The organism is Sphingopyxis sp. EG6 (assembly GCF_003609815.1).
GTDB lineage: Bacteria > Pseudomonadota > Alphaproteobacteria > Sphingomonadales > Sphingomonadaceae > Sphingopyxis.
In genome coordinates, this window is the sequence record NZ_AP017603.1 from 327,856 (window position 1) to 346,102 (window position 18,247).

Consider the following 18,247-nt stretch of genomic DNA (forward strand, 5'->3'; position numbering starts at 1 on the left):
GTGTCGAGCGAAGTCGAGACACGCGAGGTCATGCACGATGTCAGCGCGTCTCGACTTCGCTCGACACGAACGGATTTCAAACGACAGCTTGCCCGCAAACAATCAGTATCTGACCTTCTTCAGTCAGGCGTAAGCGTCGATCGCGGCGAGGTGCGCCGCCTTTGCGGCGTCATCCAGAAACGACCCGGTGAAGCTGTTCCGCGCGAGGGTCAGCAGGTCGCCTCTCGACAGGTCGAGCGCGTCGGCGACGGCCTGATAGTTGGCGTTGACATAGCCGCCGAAATAGCTGGGATCGTCGCTGTTCACCGTGGCATGCAGCCCCGCGTCCAGCATGGTTTTCAGCGGATGCGCGGCGATGTTGTCGACGACGCACAGCTTCAGGTTTGATAGCGGGCAGACGGTGAGCGTGATGCCCCGAGCGGCGAGGCGCGCGACGAGGGCGGGGTCTTCCAGGCTGCGGTTGCCATGATCGATGCGGTCGACCTGGAGCAGGTCGAGCGCTTCATACACATATTCGGGCGGACCTTCCTCGCCCGCATGCGCGACGATTTTGAGGCCGAGGGTGCGGGCGCGGGCGAAGACGCGTTCGAACTTGGCGGGCGGGTGGCCGACCTCCGAGCTGTCGAGACCGACGCCGTCGATGCGGCCCAGATATGGCAATGCTTCGTCGAGCGTCGCCTCGGCGTCGGCTTCGTCGAGGTGGCGGAGGAAACACATGATCAGTTTCGAGGTGATGCCATAGCGCGCCTGCGCATCGTCGAGCGCGCGGGTGATGCCGGTGATGACGGTACCGAACGCGACGCCGCGCGCGGTATGGCCCTGCGGATCGAAAAAGATTTCGACGTGGCGCACCGCGTCGGCATGCGCGCGAGCGAGGTAAGCGGCGGTGAGGTCGTAGAAGTCTTGCTCGGTGTGGAGGACGCCCATCCCCTGATAATAGATGTCGAGAAAATCCTGGAGGTTCGAGAAGGCGTAGGCGGCGCGGACCTCTTCGACATTGGCGAAGGGGATGGCGACCCCATTGCGCTGCGCGAGGTCGAACATCAGCTCGGGTTCGAGCGAGCCTTCGATATGCAGATGGAGCTCGGCCTTGGGCAGGCCCGCGATGAACGCAGCGCGCTCGGCAGCCGAAGCAAAACCGTCAGCCATTGGTATGCCCCTCTTCGCGCAGGATGATGGCCGCTTCGGGCTTGTGCTGGCGGATTTCGTCGATCGTCAGCCCGTCGATTTCGTGCGGAAAGATCAGCCACTGGTCGGTTTCGTGAACGAAGAAATCGGGGTGGAGGTCGGTGACGTTGCGCCCGGGTTTGAACCAGACGGTCGCGATACGAATGTCGCGCGGCATATTGTGGCGGCAGCGGGCTTTCAGCTCGGCGATGAAGGCGCGGATGCTGCGGCCGCTGTCGAACACATCGTCGATGATCAGCAGCCGGTCGTCGGGATCGAGCGTGTCGATCAGATAACCGAGCGCGAACACTTTTACCTCCGGATCCTGCCGGTCGATGCCGTGGTAGGACGAGGTACGGATGGCGATATGGTCGCAATGCTGGCCGTGATAATCGAGCAGTTCCTGCACCGCGATCCCGACCGGCGCCCCGCCGCGCCAGATGCCGACGAGGTGGGTCGGTTTGAACCCGCTGTCGATCACCTGCATCCCCAGCCGCAGCGAATCGGCGAGGAGGTCGTTGGCGCTGATGAAGATTTTGTCGGCGGTCATGGCCGAGGGGTAATCGGGCGGGGCGGGGTTCGCAAGGTAATGGGTGGCTGGGGGCGTTGGGGTGGGAAGCAGCCGCCAACTTTTCCACTATCGTCATCCCGGACTTGATCCGGGATCCATCGCCACGGCCGCTGCATGGACCCCGGATCAAGTCCGGGGTGACGAAAATGAGACAAATCCTCGCTGTCACATAGCGACGAACGGACGTTTCGCGCTATTTTGCGGCAATCGACCTCAGTCGGCCGTAGCTTTGGTGCCCAGCTCGGCGTGCAGGAAGGCGCTGATCTTGGCCCAGCTGTCGGCGCGCGCCGCGGCATTGCCCGCTTCAGTGCCGCCCAGCTGCGTCCAAGATCGGCGCGTCTTGGCGTCGGTAAAGGGCGCCCCCATCACGCCATGTCCGGCATCCTTGTATCGCAGCACGACCGGCGCGGGCGCTGCATTCTTGGCGGCTCGCGCGACGATCTGGTCGGTCATCGGGCAGCTGGGCCACAGTTTTTCGGCCTCGCCGCAGATCAGCATCAGCTTGCCCTCAAATTTCTCGACCGGGATGACGGCGGCGGGATTGGCGCTCACTTCCTTGAGGCCGTTCACAAACACCGGCATCAGCCCGTCGGCGCCAGGTCGGCCCTTATAGGCGAGGTGCGGCAGCGGTTCGCCCTTCTCGCTCCAGGAGGAGCTGAACGATCCTAACAGATAGTTTTCGCCCGACATGCCGTCCCACACGACGCTCGACGGCATGCCAAGCACTGCGGCGCGAATGCCCGGATAGCGCGTCGCAACCACCAGCCCCGCCTCGGCACCTTTCGAATAGCCGACAATGCCGATCCGGTTCGGATCGACCTGCGGCTGCCTTTTGAGCCAGTCGAGCGCTTTGTAGAAGTCCTCCAGCGGGATATTCTTCAGCTTCGCCGATTTGCCGGGAGCGTTGTGATAGGCGAGTTGCAGCGTGTGATAGCCCTGCGCTTGCAGCAACAGCGCGAGCGCGTGCATGTCCTTGCCCAGGCCGCCTTCGGACCCGCCGAGCAGCAATATGGCGGGCGAGGGATCGGACCCCTGAGCGGGGAAATAATTGGCAAGAATGCCGTTGTTCGCCACGCGCTGGCCGGTGGGCCCCGCATCGACGATCCGCGCCGGTTTCGGCGGCTGGACGATCATCCACGCCGCGCCGCCCGCGCCGACAACAACGAGCGCGCCCAGCAGTCCAAGCGTGATTTTCCATTTGCGTTTCATCGTCGCCCTTCCCGTCGAACTGTATTATCCATATAGAACAGTTTCCGGATTGGCGACAAAAAAGGGGCCGCTCGCACGGCCCCATTTGTACTAGTGCATGGCGATCAGCCTGCCAGCCGCGCCTTATATACCTCGCGTAGGCGCACGAAATTGTCCCAGTGCGGGGTGGCTTGCGTGCCGCTGAGCTTTGCCTCCAGCACATCGACATGCGCGTGCCAGCCGGCGCTGACGTTGAGCAGGACGGCGGGGTCGGTCACGCGGTGGTGGGTGATCGTTAGCAGCACCTCGCTCCCCTGCTCCTCAAGGGTGAAAGCGACGCCGCCGGTGCTGCCCCAGCTGATCGCCAGCCGGTGCGGCGCGTCGCATTCGAGCACTTCGCACGTCATGCGATGTTCGTCGCCCATGGCTTCGGGGCGGGTGCCGGGCGGATCGGTCAGCTCGTCGTTGCGCCACACCAGTTCGACCGCGGCGCCGACCTTTTCCTCCATCGCTCCCGCGGCGAGCCACTGGCGGCGCAGGTCGCTGTCGACGAGATAGGGCCAGATGCGCTCGATCGGGCCGGGCAGCAGGCGTTCGAGCGTCAGCGTCGCATCCTCGCGAACGACGCCATAAGCGTCGGCGGTCGTCATTGTGGCCATAATCATTCTCCTTCTTTCCCGGGGAGGGGTGGTTTGACGGCAGGCGTCCCCGAATTGGGCGCGCGCAGCAGCGCTTCGAGCGTGTCGAGGCGATCGGTCCAGAAGCGGCGGTAGATGCCGAGCCACTGGTCGGCCGACATCAGCGGCGCCGGATCGAGGCTACAGATATGGGTGCGGCCGCGCACGTCGCGGCGGATCAGCCCCGCGCCCTCGAGCACCTTGATATGCTTCGACGCCGCGGCGAGCGACATGGCGAAGGGCGCGGCGAGGTCGCCAACGCTGCGCTCGCCGGCGGCAAGCTCGCCGAGCATGGCGCGGCGCGTTGCGTCGCCGAGCGCGTGGAAGACCATATCGAGAGCGAGCGAATCATATTCAACCATGTGGTTGAATATGATCAGACCAATTTTATTGTCAACCGTTTGGTTGAATTATTTGACGGCGATCCCGGCGATCCGATTTCCGGCGTCTTCGCGGTAGGGCGTCCAGTCGGCGGGGCATGTGTTCACCGGCCTTGGCAATCCCTGCATGCCCTCGGTCACCCAGCAATCGTTGAATATCGAGCAATAGCAGGAACGGACCTTGAGCTTCCACCGTTCGCGGTTGAGCTTCTGCCACACCTGTTCGGATGCCGGACTGCGCGGAAAGCTGATGAATTCGAGCGTCTCGCCCGGGCGTACCGCCACCCCGCTGGACGGCGAGGTGGAAAAACGCAGCGCCTGCGCCGGGGTATTGGTGCAGCACGCCCGCAGCAGTTCGAGCGGCGTGGCGATCGGCTTGCCTTCATAGCGAATTTCGATCGGGCCGAGGATCGCGGGGCCGACGCCATTGTTCGTCAGCGACAGCGCAATATCCTGATTGCCGTCCGCGTCGCCGTTGCTGGTGCCAAAGGTGACGAACGGCATCACCCCGCCGGTCTGCATCTTTTGCGTCGCATCGGCCTGGACAAAGGCAAACCAGGCGAGCGCGAGCGACGCGATCAGCGCGGGCAGGCCGATCAGGAAATGCGCGATCGTGATCAGCGGCAGATAGCGGAGCAGGCGCGATGCGGTCTCGGTCGCGGCGGCGGCGCTGGGGGCTGGATCATGGTCGGGCGTATCGGTCATGCTTTTCCCCTGTCTGGCCCATGTCTGGCCTATGTGGCGCGGTTGGCGCGTGATCTAGCCGGATTCCGGCTCCTTTCCAACGACCCCTGAGATCAGAAATGGCGCGGCGTCGGCGCACAGGGGGCGATGCGCCCGCTGGGGCGCGGCAAATTTCGGCTTTCGTGCCATGGGCGATCGGATCATAAGCGGGGGATGTTGACGATCCTTCTTTCGCTCGCCCTGACGGCGCAGGCTGGTCCCGCCGTCGTGACCACGCCGCCGGGTACCGGCCCGACCGTCCGGCCGATGATGGCGCCTCCGCCCCCGCCGCCACCCTTGCCGGTGCCGGTCGTCGCGCCCGACACGCGGCCCTATGTTGCGCTGGTCACAGACCTTGGCACGATCACCGTGCGGCTTGAAAACAAACGCGCGCCGGTGACCAGCGCCAATTTCCTGCGCTATGTCGATGCCAAGCGGATGGACGGGTTCAAATTCTATCGTTCGACCAAAAGCTGGGGGCCGGCGAACCAGCTGGTGCAGGCGGGCAATCGCGGCGATGCGCGCAAGAATTTCCCACCGATCGCGCACGAGCCGACCAAGACCAGCGGGTTGACCAATTGCAAGGGCGCGCTGTCGATGGCGCGGCTGAACCCCGGCGATGCCACGACCGATTTTTTCCTGCTGCTGTCGGACATCAAGGGGTTCGACAGCGATGCACCCGGCGGCGACGGGGCGGGCTTTGCGGTGTTCGGCGAAATCGTCAGCGGCGCCGATGTCGCGGCGGCGATCTTCAACGCGCCCATCTCGCCCACGGCCGGCGACGGGGTGATGAAGGGCCAGATGCTGGAGCCGCAGGTCACGATCAAGACCGCGCGCCGCGTTCCCGCCCCCGCCGATGCGCCGAAAGGGTGCGTGGTAAAGGCGCCGTAAATCTGCGGCGAACCACCCATCATTTATTTTGCGTTCATCGGCGCTGTGGCTATACCGCGCGCATGACTCATCGCACCCCTTCGCGCGCCACCGTGCGCCTGCTCGCTGCCGCTCTGGTTATTACCCCCATGCTGGCGGCCTGTGGCGGCGCCGGGGTCAAGAAAGACACGCGCTATGTCGCGCGCGACGTCAACACGCTGTACCGCGCGGCGCAGGATCGGCTTGATCGCCAGCAATATGGCGTTGCTGCGGCGCTGTTCGACGAGGTCGAGCGTCAGCATCCCTATTCGCCCTGGGCGCGCCGTGCGCAGCTGATGAGCAGCTTCAGCTATTATATGGACCGCGAATATACGCCCGCGATCGAAGCGGCGCAGCGATTCCTGGCGATCCATCCGGGCAACAAGGACGCGCCCTACGCTTATTATCTGATCGGGCTCAGCTATTATGAGCAGATCAGCGATGTCACCCGCGACCAAAAGATCACCCAGCAGGCGTCGAACGCGCTGGGCGAGGTGATCCGCCGCTATCCCGACAGCCGCTATGCCGCCGACGCGCGATTGAAGATCGACCTGGTGCAGGACCATTTGGCGGGCAAGGAAATGGAAATCGGTCGCTTCTATCAGCGCAGCTCGAACTGGCTGGCGGCGTCGATCCGCTTTCGCGAAGTCGTCGACAAATATCAGACGACCAGCCACGCGCCCGAGGCGCTGTACCGCCTGACCGAATGCTATCTGTCGCTCGGCATTCCCGCCGAGGCGAAGAAGTCGGCGGCGGTGCTGGGCGCCAACTATCCGGGCAACGAATGGTATGAGCGCGCGTACAAGCTGATGCAGAAGCACGCGCCGAGCGCCTGATTGCGCCGGGAATAGATTCTGCCTTTGTTCTGCGGTAAGGACGGCCTGTGCTGACCGCTTTGTCCATCGCCAATATCGTTCTGATCGAACGGCTCGACCTCGATTTCACGCGCGGGCTGGGGGTGCTCACGGGCGAGACTGGGGCGGGTAAGTCGATCCTGCTCGACGCGCTGGGACTTGCGCTCGGCGCGCGCGCCGACAGCGCGCTGGTGCGGCAGGGAAGCGGACAGGCGCAGGTCACCGCCACTTTTGTCGCGCCCGCGGCGGGAACGCCGCTGGCCGCGCTGCTCGCCGAAAACGAGATGGCGCCCGAACCGGGCGAGCCTTTGCTGATCCGCCGCACCCTGAAAGCCGATGGCGGCAGCCGCGCTTTTTTGAACGATCAGCCCTGTTCGGCGGCGCTACTGCGCGAAGTTGGCGCGCATCTGGTCGAAATCCACGGCCAGCATGATGATCGCGGCCTGCTCGCGCCCGCAGGCCACCGCGCGCTGCTCGATAGCTATGCGCGCGCGAACACGGGTGCGGTCGCCGCGGCGCATGTTGCATGGCGCGCTGCCGAGGCACGGCTTGCCGCCGCGCGCGCCGCGATTTCGGAGGCCGAACGCGACCGCGAGTGGCTCGAACATTGTGTCGCCGAACTGCAGGCACTGAGCCCCCAGCCCGGCGAGGACGCCGAACTTTCGGAAGCGCGCGCAGCGATGCAGAAGGGCGAGCGGCTCGCGGGCGATCTGGGCGCGATCATGGAAGCGTTCGAGGGCAGCGAGAGCGGCCCTGCGCAGCTCCGCGGCGCGGCGCGGCGGCTTGACCGGCTGGCGGGCGACCACCCGCTGCTCGCCGAAGCGCTGGCGGCGCTCGACCGCGCGATCATCGAGGCCGACGAGGCCGAGGGCAAGCTCCATGAAGCGGCGCGCGCGATGGAATATGATCCCGACCGGCTCGAGGCGACCGAGACGCGTTTGTTCGAATTGCGCGCCATGGCGCGCAAGCATGGCGTCCAGCCCGACGAGCTCACCGAACTCACCGGGACGCTTGCAGCGCGGCTCGACGCGATCGAGGGCGGCAGCGCGGGGCTGGCAAAGCTCGAAGCGGCGGTGGCCGAAACCGCTGCGGCCTATACCCATGCGGCAAGCGCCCTTTCCGACCAGCGCAGCAAGGCCGCGGTTCGCCTCGATGCGGCGGTGGCGAGTGAACTGGTGCCGCTGAAGCTAGACGCGGCGCGCTTTCAGACGCTAATCGAACGTCTGCCCGCCGAGCGCTGGGGGCCGGAGGGGATCGACCGCGTCGAATTCCTCATTTCGACCAACCCCGGCGCGCCCTTCGCGCCGCTCGCCAAGATCGCGTCGGGCGGCGAACTCTCGCGCTTCATTTTGGCGCTCAAGGTCGCGCTGGCCGAAGAGGGCGGCGCCGACACGATCATCTTCGACGAAATCGACCGCGGCGTCGGCGGCGCGGTGGCGAGCGCGATCGGCGAACGGCTGGCGCGGCTGGCAGGCGCCGGAAAACAGCTTCTTGCGGTGACGCACAGCCCGCAGGTGGCGGCGAAGGGTGCGGCGCATTTGATCATCGCCAAATCGAGCGAGGGCGTTGTCACGCGCACCAGCGTCCACGCGCTCGACGAAGCAGGCCGCCGCGAGGAAATCGCGCGGATGCTGTCGGGCGCCGAGGTGACCGCCGAGGCGCGGGCGCAGGCGGAAAGGCTGTTGGAGGCGATATGACCGGCGGGGCGGAGCAATATCGACGCGAGGGCTATCTGGCGCTGCCGGGTTTTGTCCCGATCGACGTCACCCACGCGTTGCTGGCGACCCTGAAATCCGACCTGATCCGGGGCGGGGTGTCGTTCGATGCCTTGAAGCGCGGATCGGCGCTGCTCAAGACCGAGGCGGTCGAGGTCTATGGCCAGCAATATCCGCCGCTTGCGACCTTTTTATGGGGAATGACCCCGGCGATCAGCGCGCTGGTCGGGCATGATTTGCGCCCGACCTATTGCTATTTCCGCATGTACCGCGCGGGCGACATCTGCCGCGTCCATTCGGACCGCCACGCGTGCGAGCATAGCCTGTCGCTGCTACTTGCCGCGAGCGACGACAAGCCTTGGCCGCTCGAGGTCGGATCGCAGCATATCGAAACGCCGCGTGAACGCGCCGACCCCGATTTCGGCGCCGAGGCCTATGGGTCGGTGCCGATGCTGCCCGGCGATGCGGTGCTGTATCAGGGGGTCCACCGTCTGCACGGGCGGATGATGCCGAACCCCAATCGCTGGTCGGCGCATCTGTTCCTGCACTGGGTCGACCCCGCAGGACCGTATGCGGCGCAAGCGTTCGAGGGAATGAAGATCCCGGCGACGGCAACGCTGGCGATGGAAGGAGGCTGAGCCAATGACCGCGCACCCGCTCGATCGCCCGGTGTGGAGCATGCTCACCGGGCGGCAGGCGCATCTCGCCACCGGCGACGCGCGCGCGTTGTGCCTCGACCGCGGCTATGGCGTTTTCGGCGTCGCTGCCGACACTGGCGCGGCGGCGCAGGCGGCGTTGGCGGCGCTCATCCCTCCCGGTGAGGATCTATGGATCGTGGAGGGTGACCCTTGGCCGCTGCCGCCGGGGACGCGCGAAGTGAAGCGCGCCGCGCTGACACAGATGGTCGCCGAGGGGCCGCCGCCAGAGCCGCGGCCGGGCGAGCCTGCAATCGTCGCGCTGGGCAATGCCGACGCCGCCGAAATGGCGGCGCTCGCTGCCCACGCCCAGCCCGGCCCATGGGGACCGAAGACGCACCTGTATGGGCCGTTTTACGGCGTTCGCGAGCAGGGCCGTCTGCTCGCGATGGCCGGGCAAAGGATGCTGATGCCCGGCATGGCCGAGGTCAGCGGCGTCGCCACGTGGGCGGATTGCCGTGGCCGCGGGCTCGCGCGGACGCTGATCGGCCATGTCATGCGTCAGATGGTGGCGCGCGGCGAACAGCCCTTCCTGCACAGCTATGCCGACAATGCGGGGGCGATCGGCCTCTATGAATCACTCGGCTTTCGAATCCGGCGCGAGGTGCATGTGCTGGCGATCGTCCGCGCATGAACCGCCGCGAACATCTGGCGGCGTTGCTGGCGATGGCGGCGATGGTCCTGCCGGCCTGAAAACTGCAAGCGCTGGAGGCGCATATGGAAGAAGTCGTCCCCGAATATGGGCTGATCGGCCAGATGCTAGCGCAGCCGGGGCAGCGCGCGGCGCTGGTCGCGATCCTGTCCGAAGCGACCGACGCGATGCCCGGCAACATGGGCTATCTGATCGGCGAGGACAGCGCGAACACGGACGCGATCTGGATCGTCGAGTTGTGGGATACCAAGGCGTCGCACGCTGCCTCGCTCGAGCTACCCGCGGTGCAGGTCGCCATCAGCAAGGCGCGCCCGCTGATCGCCGGATTTGGCACTCGCGCCGAGTTCACGCCGGTGGCAAAAGCGCGCGCATGATCGAGATTGAATCGCTGACCGAGGCCGATGCTGCTAACGAACTGATGCGTCTGGCCAAGGCGATCGCGCATCATAACAAGCTCTACCACGCCGAGGACAGTCCGGAGATTTCGGACGCCGATTATGACGCGCTCGTCCGCCGCAACAATGCGATCGAGGCGGCCTTCCCGCACCTGATCCGCGCCGACAGCCCGAACCGGCTGGTCGGCGCCGCGGTCGAGGCGTCGCCGCTCGCGAAAATCACCCATGCGCAGCGCATGATGAGCCTCGACAATGCGTTCGCCGACGAGGATGTCGCCGAATTTGTCGCGCGGGTGCGGCGGTTCCTGAATTTGCCCGAGGACGCGCAGGTCGCGCTGACCGCGGAGGACAAGATCGACGGATTGTCATGTTCGCTGCGCTATGAACGCGGCAAGCTGGTCCAGGCGGCGACGCGCGGCGACGGCAGCGTCGGCGAGGATGTCACGGCCAATGTCCGCACAATCGCCGATATTCCGCAGGAGCTGGACGGCGCGGTTCCCGACGTGTTCGAGATCCGCGGCGAGGTCTATATGGCGAAGGCCGACTTCGCCGCGCTCAATGCCCGCCTGATCGCCGAGGCCGACGATCCCGAAAAGGCGCGCCAGTTCGCCAATCCGCGCAACGCCGCGGCGGGGTCGCTGCGCCAGAAGGATGCCAGTGTCACTGCGGCGCGTCCGCTGCGTTTCCTCGCGCACGGCTGGGGCGAGGTGAGCGACCTGCCCGAGACGACACAGTTCGCCATGATGCAGCGCATCGCGGCGTGGGGCGTGCCGGTGTCGCCGCTGTTGAAGCGGCTTGCGAATGTTGCCGAGGTTCTCGCGCACTACCGGACGATCGAGGCCGAACGCGCCGAGCTGCCCTATGACATCGACGGCGTCGTCTATAAGGTCGATCGGCTCGACTGGCAGGCGCGGCTGGGGTTCGTGGCCAAGGCGCCGCGTTGGGCGATCGCGCATAAATTCCCCGCCGAACGCGCGCAGACGACGCTCGAGGCAATCGACATCCAGGTCGGGCGCACCGGCAAGCTGACCCCGGTCGGGCGGCTGACCCCGGTGACCGTCGGCGGGGTGGTGGTGTCGAACGTCACGCTGCACAATCGCGACGAGATCGGGCGGCTGGGGGTGCGTCCGGGCGACCGAGTGGTGGTGCAGCGCGCGGGCGACGTGATTCCGCAGGTGGTCGAAAATCTGACCCGCGATGAGGCGCGCGATCCCTATGTCTTTCCCGACCATTGCACGGTGTGCGGCAGCGAGGCGGTGGCCGAGGAGGGCGAGGTCGATGTCCGCTGCACCGGCGGGCTGATCTGCGCGGCGCAGAAGTTTGAGCGGCTGCGCCATTTCGTCAGCCGCGGCGCGCTCGACATCGAGGGGCTGGGCGAAAAGAGCATCGCCGAATTTCTCGAACTCGGCTGGCTCGACAAGGGGCCGGCGGATATTTTCCGGCTGCACCGGCACCGCGACGAATTGCTGGCGCGCGAGGGGTGGAAGGAAAAGTCGGTCGACAATCTGCTCGCCGCGATCGAGGCGAAGCGGGCGCCCGACGCCGCGCGGCTGCTGTTCGGGCTGGGCATCCGTCACATCGGCGCGGTGACCGCGCGCGATCTGCTCAAAGGCATCGGCGACATTGCATTGCTCCCCGCCAAGGCGGCCGAGATCAACGCCTATATCGCGGCAAACCCGCGCGCCGAGGGCGAATCCGATGGTAAATATGCGGCGCGCAAGATGGAGGCGATCAAGGCGATCCTCGACGTCCGCGCCGACGGCATCGGCCCCGCGGTCGCCGAGGCATTGGGCGATTTCTTCCACGAACCGCACAACCGCGACCTGTGGGACGACCTGCTGTCCGAGGTCTCGCCGCCGCCGTTCGTTGTCGAAACGCGCGCGAGCGAGGTGTCGGGGATGACGGTGGTGTTCACCGGCAAGCTGGAGACGATGAGCCGCGACGAAGCGAAAGCGCAAGCCGAGGCGCTGGGCGCGAAGGCGGCGGGATCGGTGAGCGCCAAGACCGACCTGGTCGTCGCGGGGCCGGGCGCGGGATCGAAGCTCAAGCAGGCCGCGGCGCTCGGGATCAGGGTCATCGACGAGGCCGAGTGGGCGAAGATTGTGGCGGCGGCGGGGTAGTGATCCTCCCCGGTGGGGGAGGATCGGCTATTGTCGCGTGCGCGCCGTCACAGACGACGCCGCGCAAATGGGGTTGGGGGACCAAATGGCCAAGCGTGACTATCTGACCAACCTGATGCGCGATCTGGAATCGCATACCGAGGTGCGGCGCTTTGGCAGCGGGTGGCTGTCGGGGTTCTTCGCGTTGCTGTTTGCCATCGTCGGCTTCGGCATGGTCGTCGCGCTGCGCTTTCCCGACTGGTTTGCGACGCCGGAACTGGCGATCATCAAGGATTGGGGCGGGTTTCGCGGGCTGGTGCATCTGGTGCTGCTGGCGAGCTATGGGCTCGCACTGCTCAGCCTGCTGCTCCGCCCGCGCAAGGTGCTGGGCGCGACCGCGCTGATGATCGCGCTCGCGGCGACGCTGTTCGGCGGCGCCAATGTCCAGCCCGAGGAGACGCGAAGCTGGGGGATTTTCTTCGGGCTCGACTTTTTCGTCGTCAACCTGCTGATCACCGGCTTCATGTTCGCGCCGCTCGAACGCCTGTTCCCGCACCGCCGCGCGCAGCGCCTGTTCCGCACCGAATGGCGCGAGGATCTGTTCTATTACCTCGTCAGCACGATGTTCGTGCAGGTTCTCGGGTTTCTGGCGCTCGCGCCGTCGACGATCATCAACGAGAGTACGAACAGCTGGGATGCGTTTCGCGCCACCGTCGCGTCGCTGCCGTGGCTGGTGCAGTTCGCCATCGTGCTGGTCGCATCGGACCTCGCGCAATATTGGTACCACCGGCTGTTCCACAAAGTGCCGTTCCTGTGGGGCTTTCACGCGATCCACCACAGCGCGAAGTCGATGGACTGGCTGGCGGGATCGCGGATGCATTTTGTCGAGATCATCCTGCTGCGTTCGATCACCTCGCTGCCGCTGTTCACTTTGGGGTTCAGCCCGTCGGTGATGCAGGCGTACATCGGCTTCGTCTATGTGTGGTCGTCGCTGCTCCACGCCAATGTCGGGGGCAATTTCAATCGGCTCGGCCACTGGATCGCGACGCCGCGCTTCCACCACTGGCACCATGGACTGGAGCGCGAGGCGTTCGACGTCAATTTCGCCATCCATTTCCCCTGGCTCGACAAGATTTTCGGGACTTTTCACCTACCCAAGGACCGCTGGCCGGAGAATTATGGCATCCCCGAGGATGTGCCGAAACATTATTGGGGGCAGTTCCTGTATCCGTGGACGCGGACGGGGAAGAAGGTCGACGAGACGACGGCGGAGTGATTTGAGCCTTTTCTGCCGCAGCCCTGAGCCTGTCGAAGGGCGCTTCTCAGTGAAGCGCCCTTCGACAGGCTCAGGGCTGCGGTTCCATACTTGCCACGCCCGCCCCGTGGCCATAAAGGCCGCCCCGTGAGCCTGCTCGCCGCCTTTCGCCGTCCCGGCATCCTGCTGCTGCTGCCGCTGCTGCTCGCGCTCGGCGCGCGGGTGCTGGTTGCGCCGGGGTGGATGATCGAAAGCGATGCGGGCGGGTCGATTACCGTGCGCATTTGTTCGGACCCCGCCAACCCCGGCGGGACGATCGAAATCCCGATCGAAAAGGCGGGCAGCCACGATGCGGGCGAGACGCAGCAGCATTGCCCATGGGGGGCGCTGGGCAATGCGCCGATCGTCCCCGATGAGCCGATTTTGGCCGCCGCGCCGATGGTGGCGGCGCCGATTCCCGCTGCGGTACGATCGCTGGGCTTTGCCCCCGGCATCGCCTCGCCGCTGCCGCCGAGTACGGGGCCACCTTCCCAGGCATGATGTGTCGCTCCGGCGGAGGCCGGAGCCTCGCCGCTGCGCTTTGATGCGACGGTGAGATCCCGGCGTTCGCCGGGATGACGACTTGAATTGTCGCGCTGGTCCTGCCGCGCGGCTCCATCATCTGCAAATCGGGAAGAAATTGCCCATGACCAAAACTGCCTATAGGGCGGCGCCTTTGCTCGCGCTCGTCCTCTCGCTCGTCCCTGCCGCGGCTCAGGCCGCCGAGGCCGAAGCCGATCCGACGATCATCGTTACCGCCCCCGAACTGACCAATGAAGCCGAAGCCCGTGTCCAGAAGACCGCGGGCGGCGCCGACGTTGTCAGCCATCAGGATTATGCCGACAAGTCGATCGTGTCGCTGCGCGACACGCTGGCCTTTTCACCCGGCGTGTATCTCCAGCCGCGTTACGGGCAGGAGGTGCGCATTTCGATCCGCGGATCGGGACTTTCGCGCGGTTTCCACATGCGCGGCCTGACGCTGCTGCAGGACGGGGTGCCGATCAACCTTGCCGATGACAATGGCGATTTCCAGGAGCTCGAGCCGATCTTTTTCGACCATCTGGAGGTCTATCGCGGCGCGAACGCGTTGCGCTTCGGGTCGGGAACCTTGGGCGGCGCGGTCAATGGCGTGACACCGACCGGGCGAACCGCTGAAGGCTTCTACCTGCGCGGCGATGTCGGCAGTTTCGACAGCTATCGCGGGCTGGTGTCGGCGGGCGTGGCAGGCGATCGCGTCGATGCGTGGGGCGCGGTCAGCGCCGATACATCGAGCGGCGACCGCGACCATGTCAACCGGCGCAGCTTCCGCTTCCACGGCAATGTCGGGCTGAAGCTCAGCGACGTCGTGTCGACGCGCTTCTATGCCAGCTATAATGACATCAAGCAGGAAATCCCGGGTGCGTTGACCTTTGACCAGGCGCTGACCACGCCGCGCGTCGCGAGCGCGGCGGCGGTGGCGGGCGATCAGGCGCGCGACATCGTGTCGCTGCGGCTGCAGAACCGCACGACGTTCGACTGGGGCGCGTTCAAGCTTGATGTTGGCGGCTTCGTCAATGCTAAGTCGCTCTATCACCCGATCTTTCAGGTGATCGATCAGGACTCGCTCGACCTCGGCGGCTTCTTCCGCGCCGACTATGCGAGTGGGCCTGTCGAGGTGACGCTGGGCGGCGAGCTGCGGCGCGGCAGCACCGACGCACGACAGTTCGTCAATATCGCCGGGCGGCGCGGCGCGCTGGTGTTCGATGCCGACCAGACCGCGCGCACCGCCAACATCTATGGCGAGGTGCGAGTGCGGCCGGTGGAGCAGCTGACCTTGATTGCGGGCGGCGTCTATGCCGACGGCTTCCGCAAGCGGCGCGTCAATGTCTCAACGTCGCGTGACGGGCGGATCGATTTCGACGCCTTTTCGCCCAAGTTCGGCGTGCTGTTCGAACCGAGCGAAGATGTACAATTCTTCGCCAACTACAGCCGCTCGGCCGAATTTCCGGGCTTTGGCGAAGTGTTCCAGACGATCGGTACCCCGCCGGTCAGCCAGGTCGTTTCGACGATCCGCCCGCAGCGGGCGTGGACGGCCGAGATCGGGACGCGCGGCAAGGCCGGGATCGTCCGCTGGGATCTGGCGCTCTACCGCTCGACGCTGAAGGGCGAATTGCTGCAATTCACGACCAATGTCAGCATCCCTGCGGCGACCTTCAACGCCGACCGGACGCTGCACCAAGGGGTCGAAGCGGCGTTGGAAATTGCGCCGACCGACTGGCTGCGGCTGCGGCAGGTCTATACCTACAGCGACTTCCGCTTCCGGGGTGACAGCCAGTTTGGCAACAACTGCCTGCCGGTGGTGCCCAAGCATGTCTACCGCGCCGAAGCGCGGATCGGCAGCGACGCGCTGCATATCGCGCCGAATGTCGAGTGGGTGCCCGATGGGCCGTTCGCCGATTACCGCAACCTCGTCCAGACACCCGGCTATGCCCTGCTGGGCGTGACCGGCGGGGCGCGGATCGCCGAAGGGATCGACGCGTTCGTCGATGTCCGCAACATCACCGGCAAGAAAGCGATCGGCGATATTAGCGCGGCGATCACCGTGACCCCGGCATCGGCGGTCTATTATCCGGTCGAGCGCCGCGCGGTGTCCGCCGGTATTCGCGCGCGCTTTTAAGCGAAAGGACAGGGGATGACCGACATCAACCGGATTCCGCTCTATCGCACGATCTGGCGCTGGCATTTCTATGCCGGGCTGTTCGTCATCCCCTTCATCCTCATGCTGTCGGTGACGGGGGCGGCCTATCTGTTCAAGCCGCAGCTCGATCGGTGGCAGGAGCGCGAATGGCGCGACCAGCCGGTCGCCGAGCGGGTCGATGCCGACGCGCAGGTGAAGGCGGCGCTCGCCGCCTTTCCGGGCGCGCGCTTCCATTATTACCGGGTGCCAGAGGCGCCGGGCGATGCGGCGATCGTCCATGTCGGCCTGCCAAATGGCACGATGCGCGATGTGGCGGTGGCGCCGCGGGGAGAGGTGATCGGATCGGCCAATCCCGATGACCGGATTTCGGCGTGGCTGGCGAAGATCCACGGCAGCCTGCTGTTCGGGCGCGCAGGCGGTATCATCGTCGAACTCGCCGCGAGCTGGACGATCGTGATGATCCTGACCGGCCTGTACCTGTGGTGGCCGCGCGGGCGCGGGGCGGCGGGGGTCGTGTGGCCGCGCCTGTCGCTCGGCGGGCGCACCGCGCTGCGCGACCTGCACGCCGTGACCGGGTTCTGGGTTTCGGGGCTGGCACTGGTGTTGCTGCTGACCGCGCTGCCGTGGACCGATGTCTGGGCGCAGGGCTTCCGCGCCGTCCGCGCCGAAATGGGGTGGGTGCAGGGCGCGCAGGACTGGAAAAGCGGCGGCCATGCCAGCCACCATGCCGCGCACGACCACAGTGCGATGGCAAAAGCGATGCCGGCGCCGGTCGCGGTCGGCGATGCGCCGCGCGTGCCGCTCGACAGCATCGTCCTGCGCGCGCAAAACGAAAATCTGCCCGCGCCGGTGATTATCCAGCCACCGGGGGCGCCGAACATGTTCGGGCCGCCCAATGGCAACACTTGGACGCTGACCACCCAGACGCAGAACCGCCCGCAGGTGCGCAAGGTGAGTTACGACGTCGGCACCGGGATCGAGGTGTCGCGCAGCGGCTTTGCCGACAAGCATGTCATCGACCGTATCGTCGGCATCGGCATCGCCTGGCACGAGGGCGCGCTGTTTGGGATCGTCAGCCAGCTGATCGGAGTCCTCACCGCGCTGATGCTGATGACCCTCGCCGTTTCGGGGTTCCTGATGTGGCGCCGCCGCAAGCCTGGCGATGCGCTGGGCGCCCCGCCGCTGCCGCGCGACCCGGCGAAGCTGAAAGCCGTGGCGGCAATCATACTGTTGCTCGCCGCGCTGCTGCCGCTGCTCGCCGCGTCGCTGGTCTTGCTATGGATCGTCGATCGGCTGTTGCTCCCGCGCTTGCCGCGCGCTGCGCGCTGGCTCGGTGTCGCGGCCTAGGTCGTTGCCGCCGCCGTCCCCGGCGCCGACGGCACGGCGCCGGGGATGCGTGCGTTCATGTCCCTATTCTCGGGAAAGATCGGCCACAGTAGTTGCTGCCCCAGCGTCGCTGGCGGCAGATTTTCGACGCCATAGCTCGCCGGATAGTGCCGCGTGATCTTCGCGGTGCCGAAGAGCACGTCCCAAAAGAACAGCAGGTTCCCGAAATTGCCCTTGTAGTTCACCGCCGGATCGTCGGCGTGGCGGCCGTGGTGCGCGTGGTGCGTCGCCGGGGTGCTGATCGTGCGTTCGACGACCCACATCAGCGGCGACAGCGCCTTGATCCGGTAGAGCGGCGCATCCCACGCGACATCGCTGTGCGCGCCGATGATCACCGCCATCTTGACCACCAGATAGCCCGCATAGAACCAGCCGAGCCCGAGATAGACGAGCACGCCCGCGAACCAGATGCTCGGCATCATCGCATAATAGATGATGTTGTTCCGATAGACGAGCCGCACGCTCATATAGCGGGCATTATGGTGCGCGCGGTGGAGGTTGTAGAGCCACGCAAAGCTATGGCTCGCGCGGTGCCACCAATATTGCATCATATCCTCGAACACGAGGAAAAGCGCGAGCGCGGCGAGGAAGGGCGCGTTCGCAAGCGCCCCCTCATATTGCGGAAAGAAACGGTGGCCGAGCGCACCGACCACCAGCAGGATCGTCGGCTGGGTAACGATCAGCAGCATGAAGGTGCTGATGATTTCGATGATCCCGTCGTGGCGCGCCTGCTCGTCCTTCGCGAACAGGCGGGTGCGGATCAGCTCGATGAGGCAGAAGCCGAGAAAAATCGCCGCGACGATCGCGCTCGACTGGGCGGTGGTCAGATGCATGTCGCGGCACTCCCATGGCCAATTACAAGTCG

At 65.9% G+C, this 18,247-nt stretch carries 18 protein-coding genes; 11 read left to right on the forward strand and 7 right to left on the reverse strand.

All coding sequences use genetic code 11. The annotated features are described in order from the left end of the window. Nucleotides 1–123 precede the first annotated feature (123 nt). The 6 genes from SPYCW_RS01515 to SPYCW_RS01540 all read right to left on the reverse strand — a co-directional run bounded on the left by SPYCW_RS01515 (nucleotide 124) and on the right by SPYCW_RS01540 (nucleotide 4,688). Entirely contained in the window at nucleotides 124–1,149 is a 1,026-nt protein-coding gene (locus SPYCW_RS01515; protein WP_120215272.1) for an adenosine deaminase, read from the reverse strand. Continuing rightward, nucleotides 1,142–1,717, reverse strand: a complete 576-nt coding sequence (locus tag SPYCW_RS01520; protein ID WP_120215273.1) for a phosphoribosyltransferase — start codon at nucleotides 1,715–1,717, stop codon at nucleotides 1,142–1,144. The genes SPYCW_RS01515 and SPYCW_RS01520 overlap by 8 nt, the downstream gene beginning before the upstream one ends. 234 nt (nucleotides 1,718–1,951) lie before the next feature. Then, complete coding sequence (locus SPYCW_RS01525) at nucleotides 1,952–2,947, reverse strand: acyl-CoA thioester hydrolase/BAAT C-terminal domain-containing protein (protein ID WP_120215274.1); 996 nt, start codon at nucleotides 2,945–2,947, stop codon at nucleotides 1,952–1,954. A 104-nt stretch (nucleotides 2,948–3,051) separates the two neighbouring features. Next, on the reverse strand, nucleotides 3,052–3,585 hold the full coding sequence (locus SPYCW_RS01530) for an SRPBCC family protein (RefSeq protein WP_120215275.1): 534 nt from the start codon (nucleotides 3,583–3,585) through the stop codon (nucleotides 3,052–3,054). A 2-nt stretch (nucleotides 3,586–3,587) separates the two neighbouring features. Further along, complete coding sequence (locus tag SPYCW_RS01535; RefSeq protein ID WP_120215276.1) at nucleotides 3,588–3,965, reverse strand: ArsR/SmtB family transcription factor; 378 nt, start codon at nucleotides 3,963–3,965, stop codon at nucleotides 3,588–3,590. A 48-nt stretch (nucleotides 3,966–4,013) separates the two neighbouring features. Further along, nucleotides 4,014–4,688 (reverse strand): hypothetical protein, encoded by a 675-nt coding sequence (locus SPYCW_RS01540; RefSeq protein WP_120215277.1) that lies wholly within the window; start codon nucleotides 4,686–4,688, stop codon nucleotides 4,014–4,016. A 192-nt stretch (nucleotides 4,689–4,880) separates the two neighbouring features. On the opposite strand from SPYCW_RS01540, the gene SPYCW_RS01545 reads away from it, so the two are divergent. The 11 genes from SPYCW_RS01545 to SPYCW_RS01595 all read left to right on the forward strand — a co-directional run bounded on the left by SPYCW_RS01545 (nucleotide 4,881) and on the right by SPYCW_RS01595 (nucleotide 17,343). Then, nucleotides 4,881–5,597: a peptidylprolyl isomerase gene (locus SPYCW_RS01545; RefSeq protein WP_120215278.1), complete on the forward strand. Its 717-nt coding sequence runs from the start codon at nucleotides 4,881–4,883 to the stop codon at nucleotides 5,595–5,597. Between the two features lie 62 nt (nucleotides 5,598–5,659). Continuing rightward, the gene (locus tag SPYCW_RS01550) at nucleotides 5,660–6,451 is read left to right on the forward strand and encodes an outer membrane protein assembly factor BamD (RefSeq protein ID WP_120215279.1); all 792 of its coding nucleotides are present in this window, start codon (nucleotides 5,660–5,662) and stop codon (nucleotides 6,449–6,451) included. A 47-nt stretch (nucleotides 6,452–6,498) separates the two neighbouring features. Next, entirely contained in the window at nucleotides 6,499–8,166 is a 1,668-nt protein-coding gene (gene recN, locus SPYCW_RS01555) for a DNA repair protein RecN (protein ID WP_120215280.1), read from the forward strand. Continuing rightward, nucleotides 8,163–8,822: a hypothetical protein gene (locus SPYCW_RS01560; RefSeq protein WP_120215281.1), complete on the forward strand. Its 660-nt coding sequence runs from the start codon at nucleotides 8,163–8,165 to the stop codon at nucleotides 8,820–8,822. Before recN ends, SPYCW_RS01560 begins: the two co-directional genes overlap by 4 nt. 4 nt (nucleotides 8,823–8,826) lie before the next feature. Then, complete coding sequence (locus SPYCW_RS01565; protein ID WP_120215282.1) at nucleotides 8,827–9,513, forward strand: GNAT family N-acetyltransferase; 687 nt, start codon at nucleotides 8,827–8,829, stop codon at nucleotides 9,511–9,513. 83 nt (nucleotides 9,514–9,596) lie between these two features. Next, nucleotides 9,597–9,905: a putative quinol monooxygenase gene (locus tag SPYCW_RS01570; protein WP_120215283.1), complete on the forward strand. Its 309-nt coding sequence runs from the start codon at nucleotides 9,597–9,599 to the stop codon at nucleotides 9,903–9,905. Beyond that, a complete protein-coding gene (ligA, locus tag SPYCW_RS01575) occupies nucleotides 9,902–12,046 on the forward strand; it encodes an NAD-dependent DNA ligase LigA (protein ID WP_120215284.1) in 2,145 nt (714 codons plus the stop codon). The genes SPYCW_RS01570 and ligA overlap by 4 nt, the downstream gene beginning before the upstream one ends. 85 nt (nucleotides 12,047–12,131) lie before the next feature. Beyond that, entirely contained in the window at nucleotides 12,132–13,301 is a 1,170-nt protein-coding gene (locus tag SPYCW_RS01580; RefSeq protein WP_120218038.1) for a sterol desaturase family protein, read from the forward strand. A gap of 126 nt (nucleotides 13,302–13,427) precedes the next feature. Continuing rightward, complete coding sequence (locus SPYCW_RS01585) at nucleotides 13,428–13,820, forward strand: hypothetical protein (RefSeq protein ID WP_120215285.1); 393 nt, start codon at nucleotides 13,428–13,430, stop codon at nucleotides 13,818–13,820. Nucleotides 13,821–13,965: 145 nt separating this feature from the next. Continuing rightward, on the forward strand, nucleotides 13,966–15,975 hold the full coding sequence (locus tag SPYCW_RS01590) for a TonB-dependent receptor family protein (RefSeq protein ID WP_120215286.1): 2,010 nt from the start codon (nucleotides 13,966–13,968) through the stop codon (nucleotides 15,973–15,975). 15 nt (nucleotides 15,976–15,990) lie between these two features. After that, nucleotides 15,991–17,343, forward strand: coding sequence for a PepSY-associated TM helix domain-containing protein (locus SPYCW_RS01595; protein ID WP_120215287.1), 1,353 nt, complete (start codon nucleotides 15,991–15,993; stop codon nucleotides 17,341–17,343). On the opposite strand, the gene SPYCW_RS01600 is transcribed toward SPYCW_RS01595, so the two are convergent. Continuing rightward, nucleotides 17,340–18,215, reverse strand: coding sequence for a sterol desaturase family protein (locus SPYCW_RS01600; RefSeq protein ID WP_120215288.1), 876 nt, complete (start codon nucleotides 18,213–18,215; stop codon nucleotides 17,340–17,342). The two genes, SPYCW_RS01595 and SPYCW_RS01600, sit on opposite strands and share 4 nt — an antisense overlap. Between the last annotated feature and the right edge of the window lie 32 nt (nucleotides 18,216–18,247).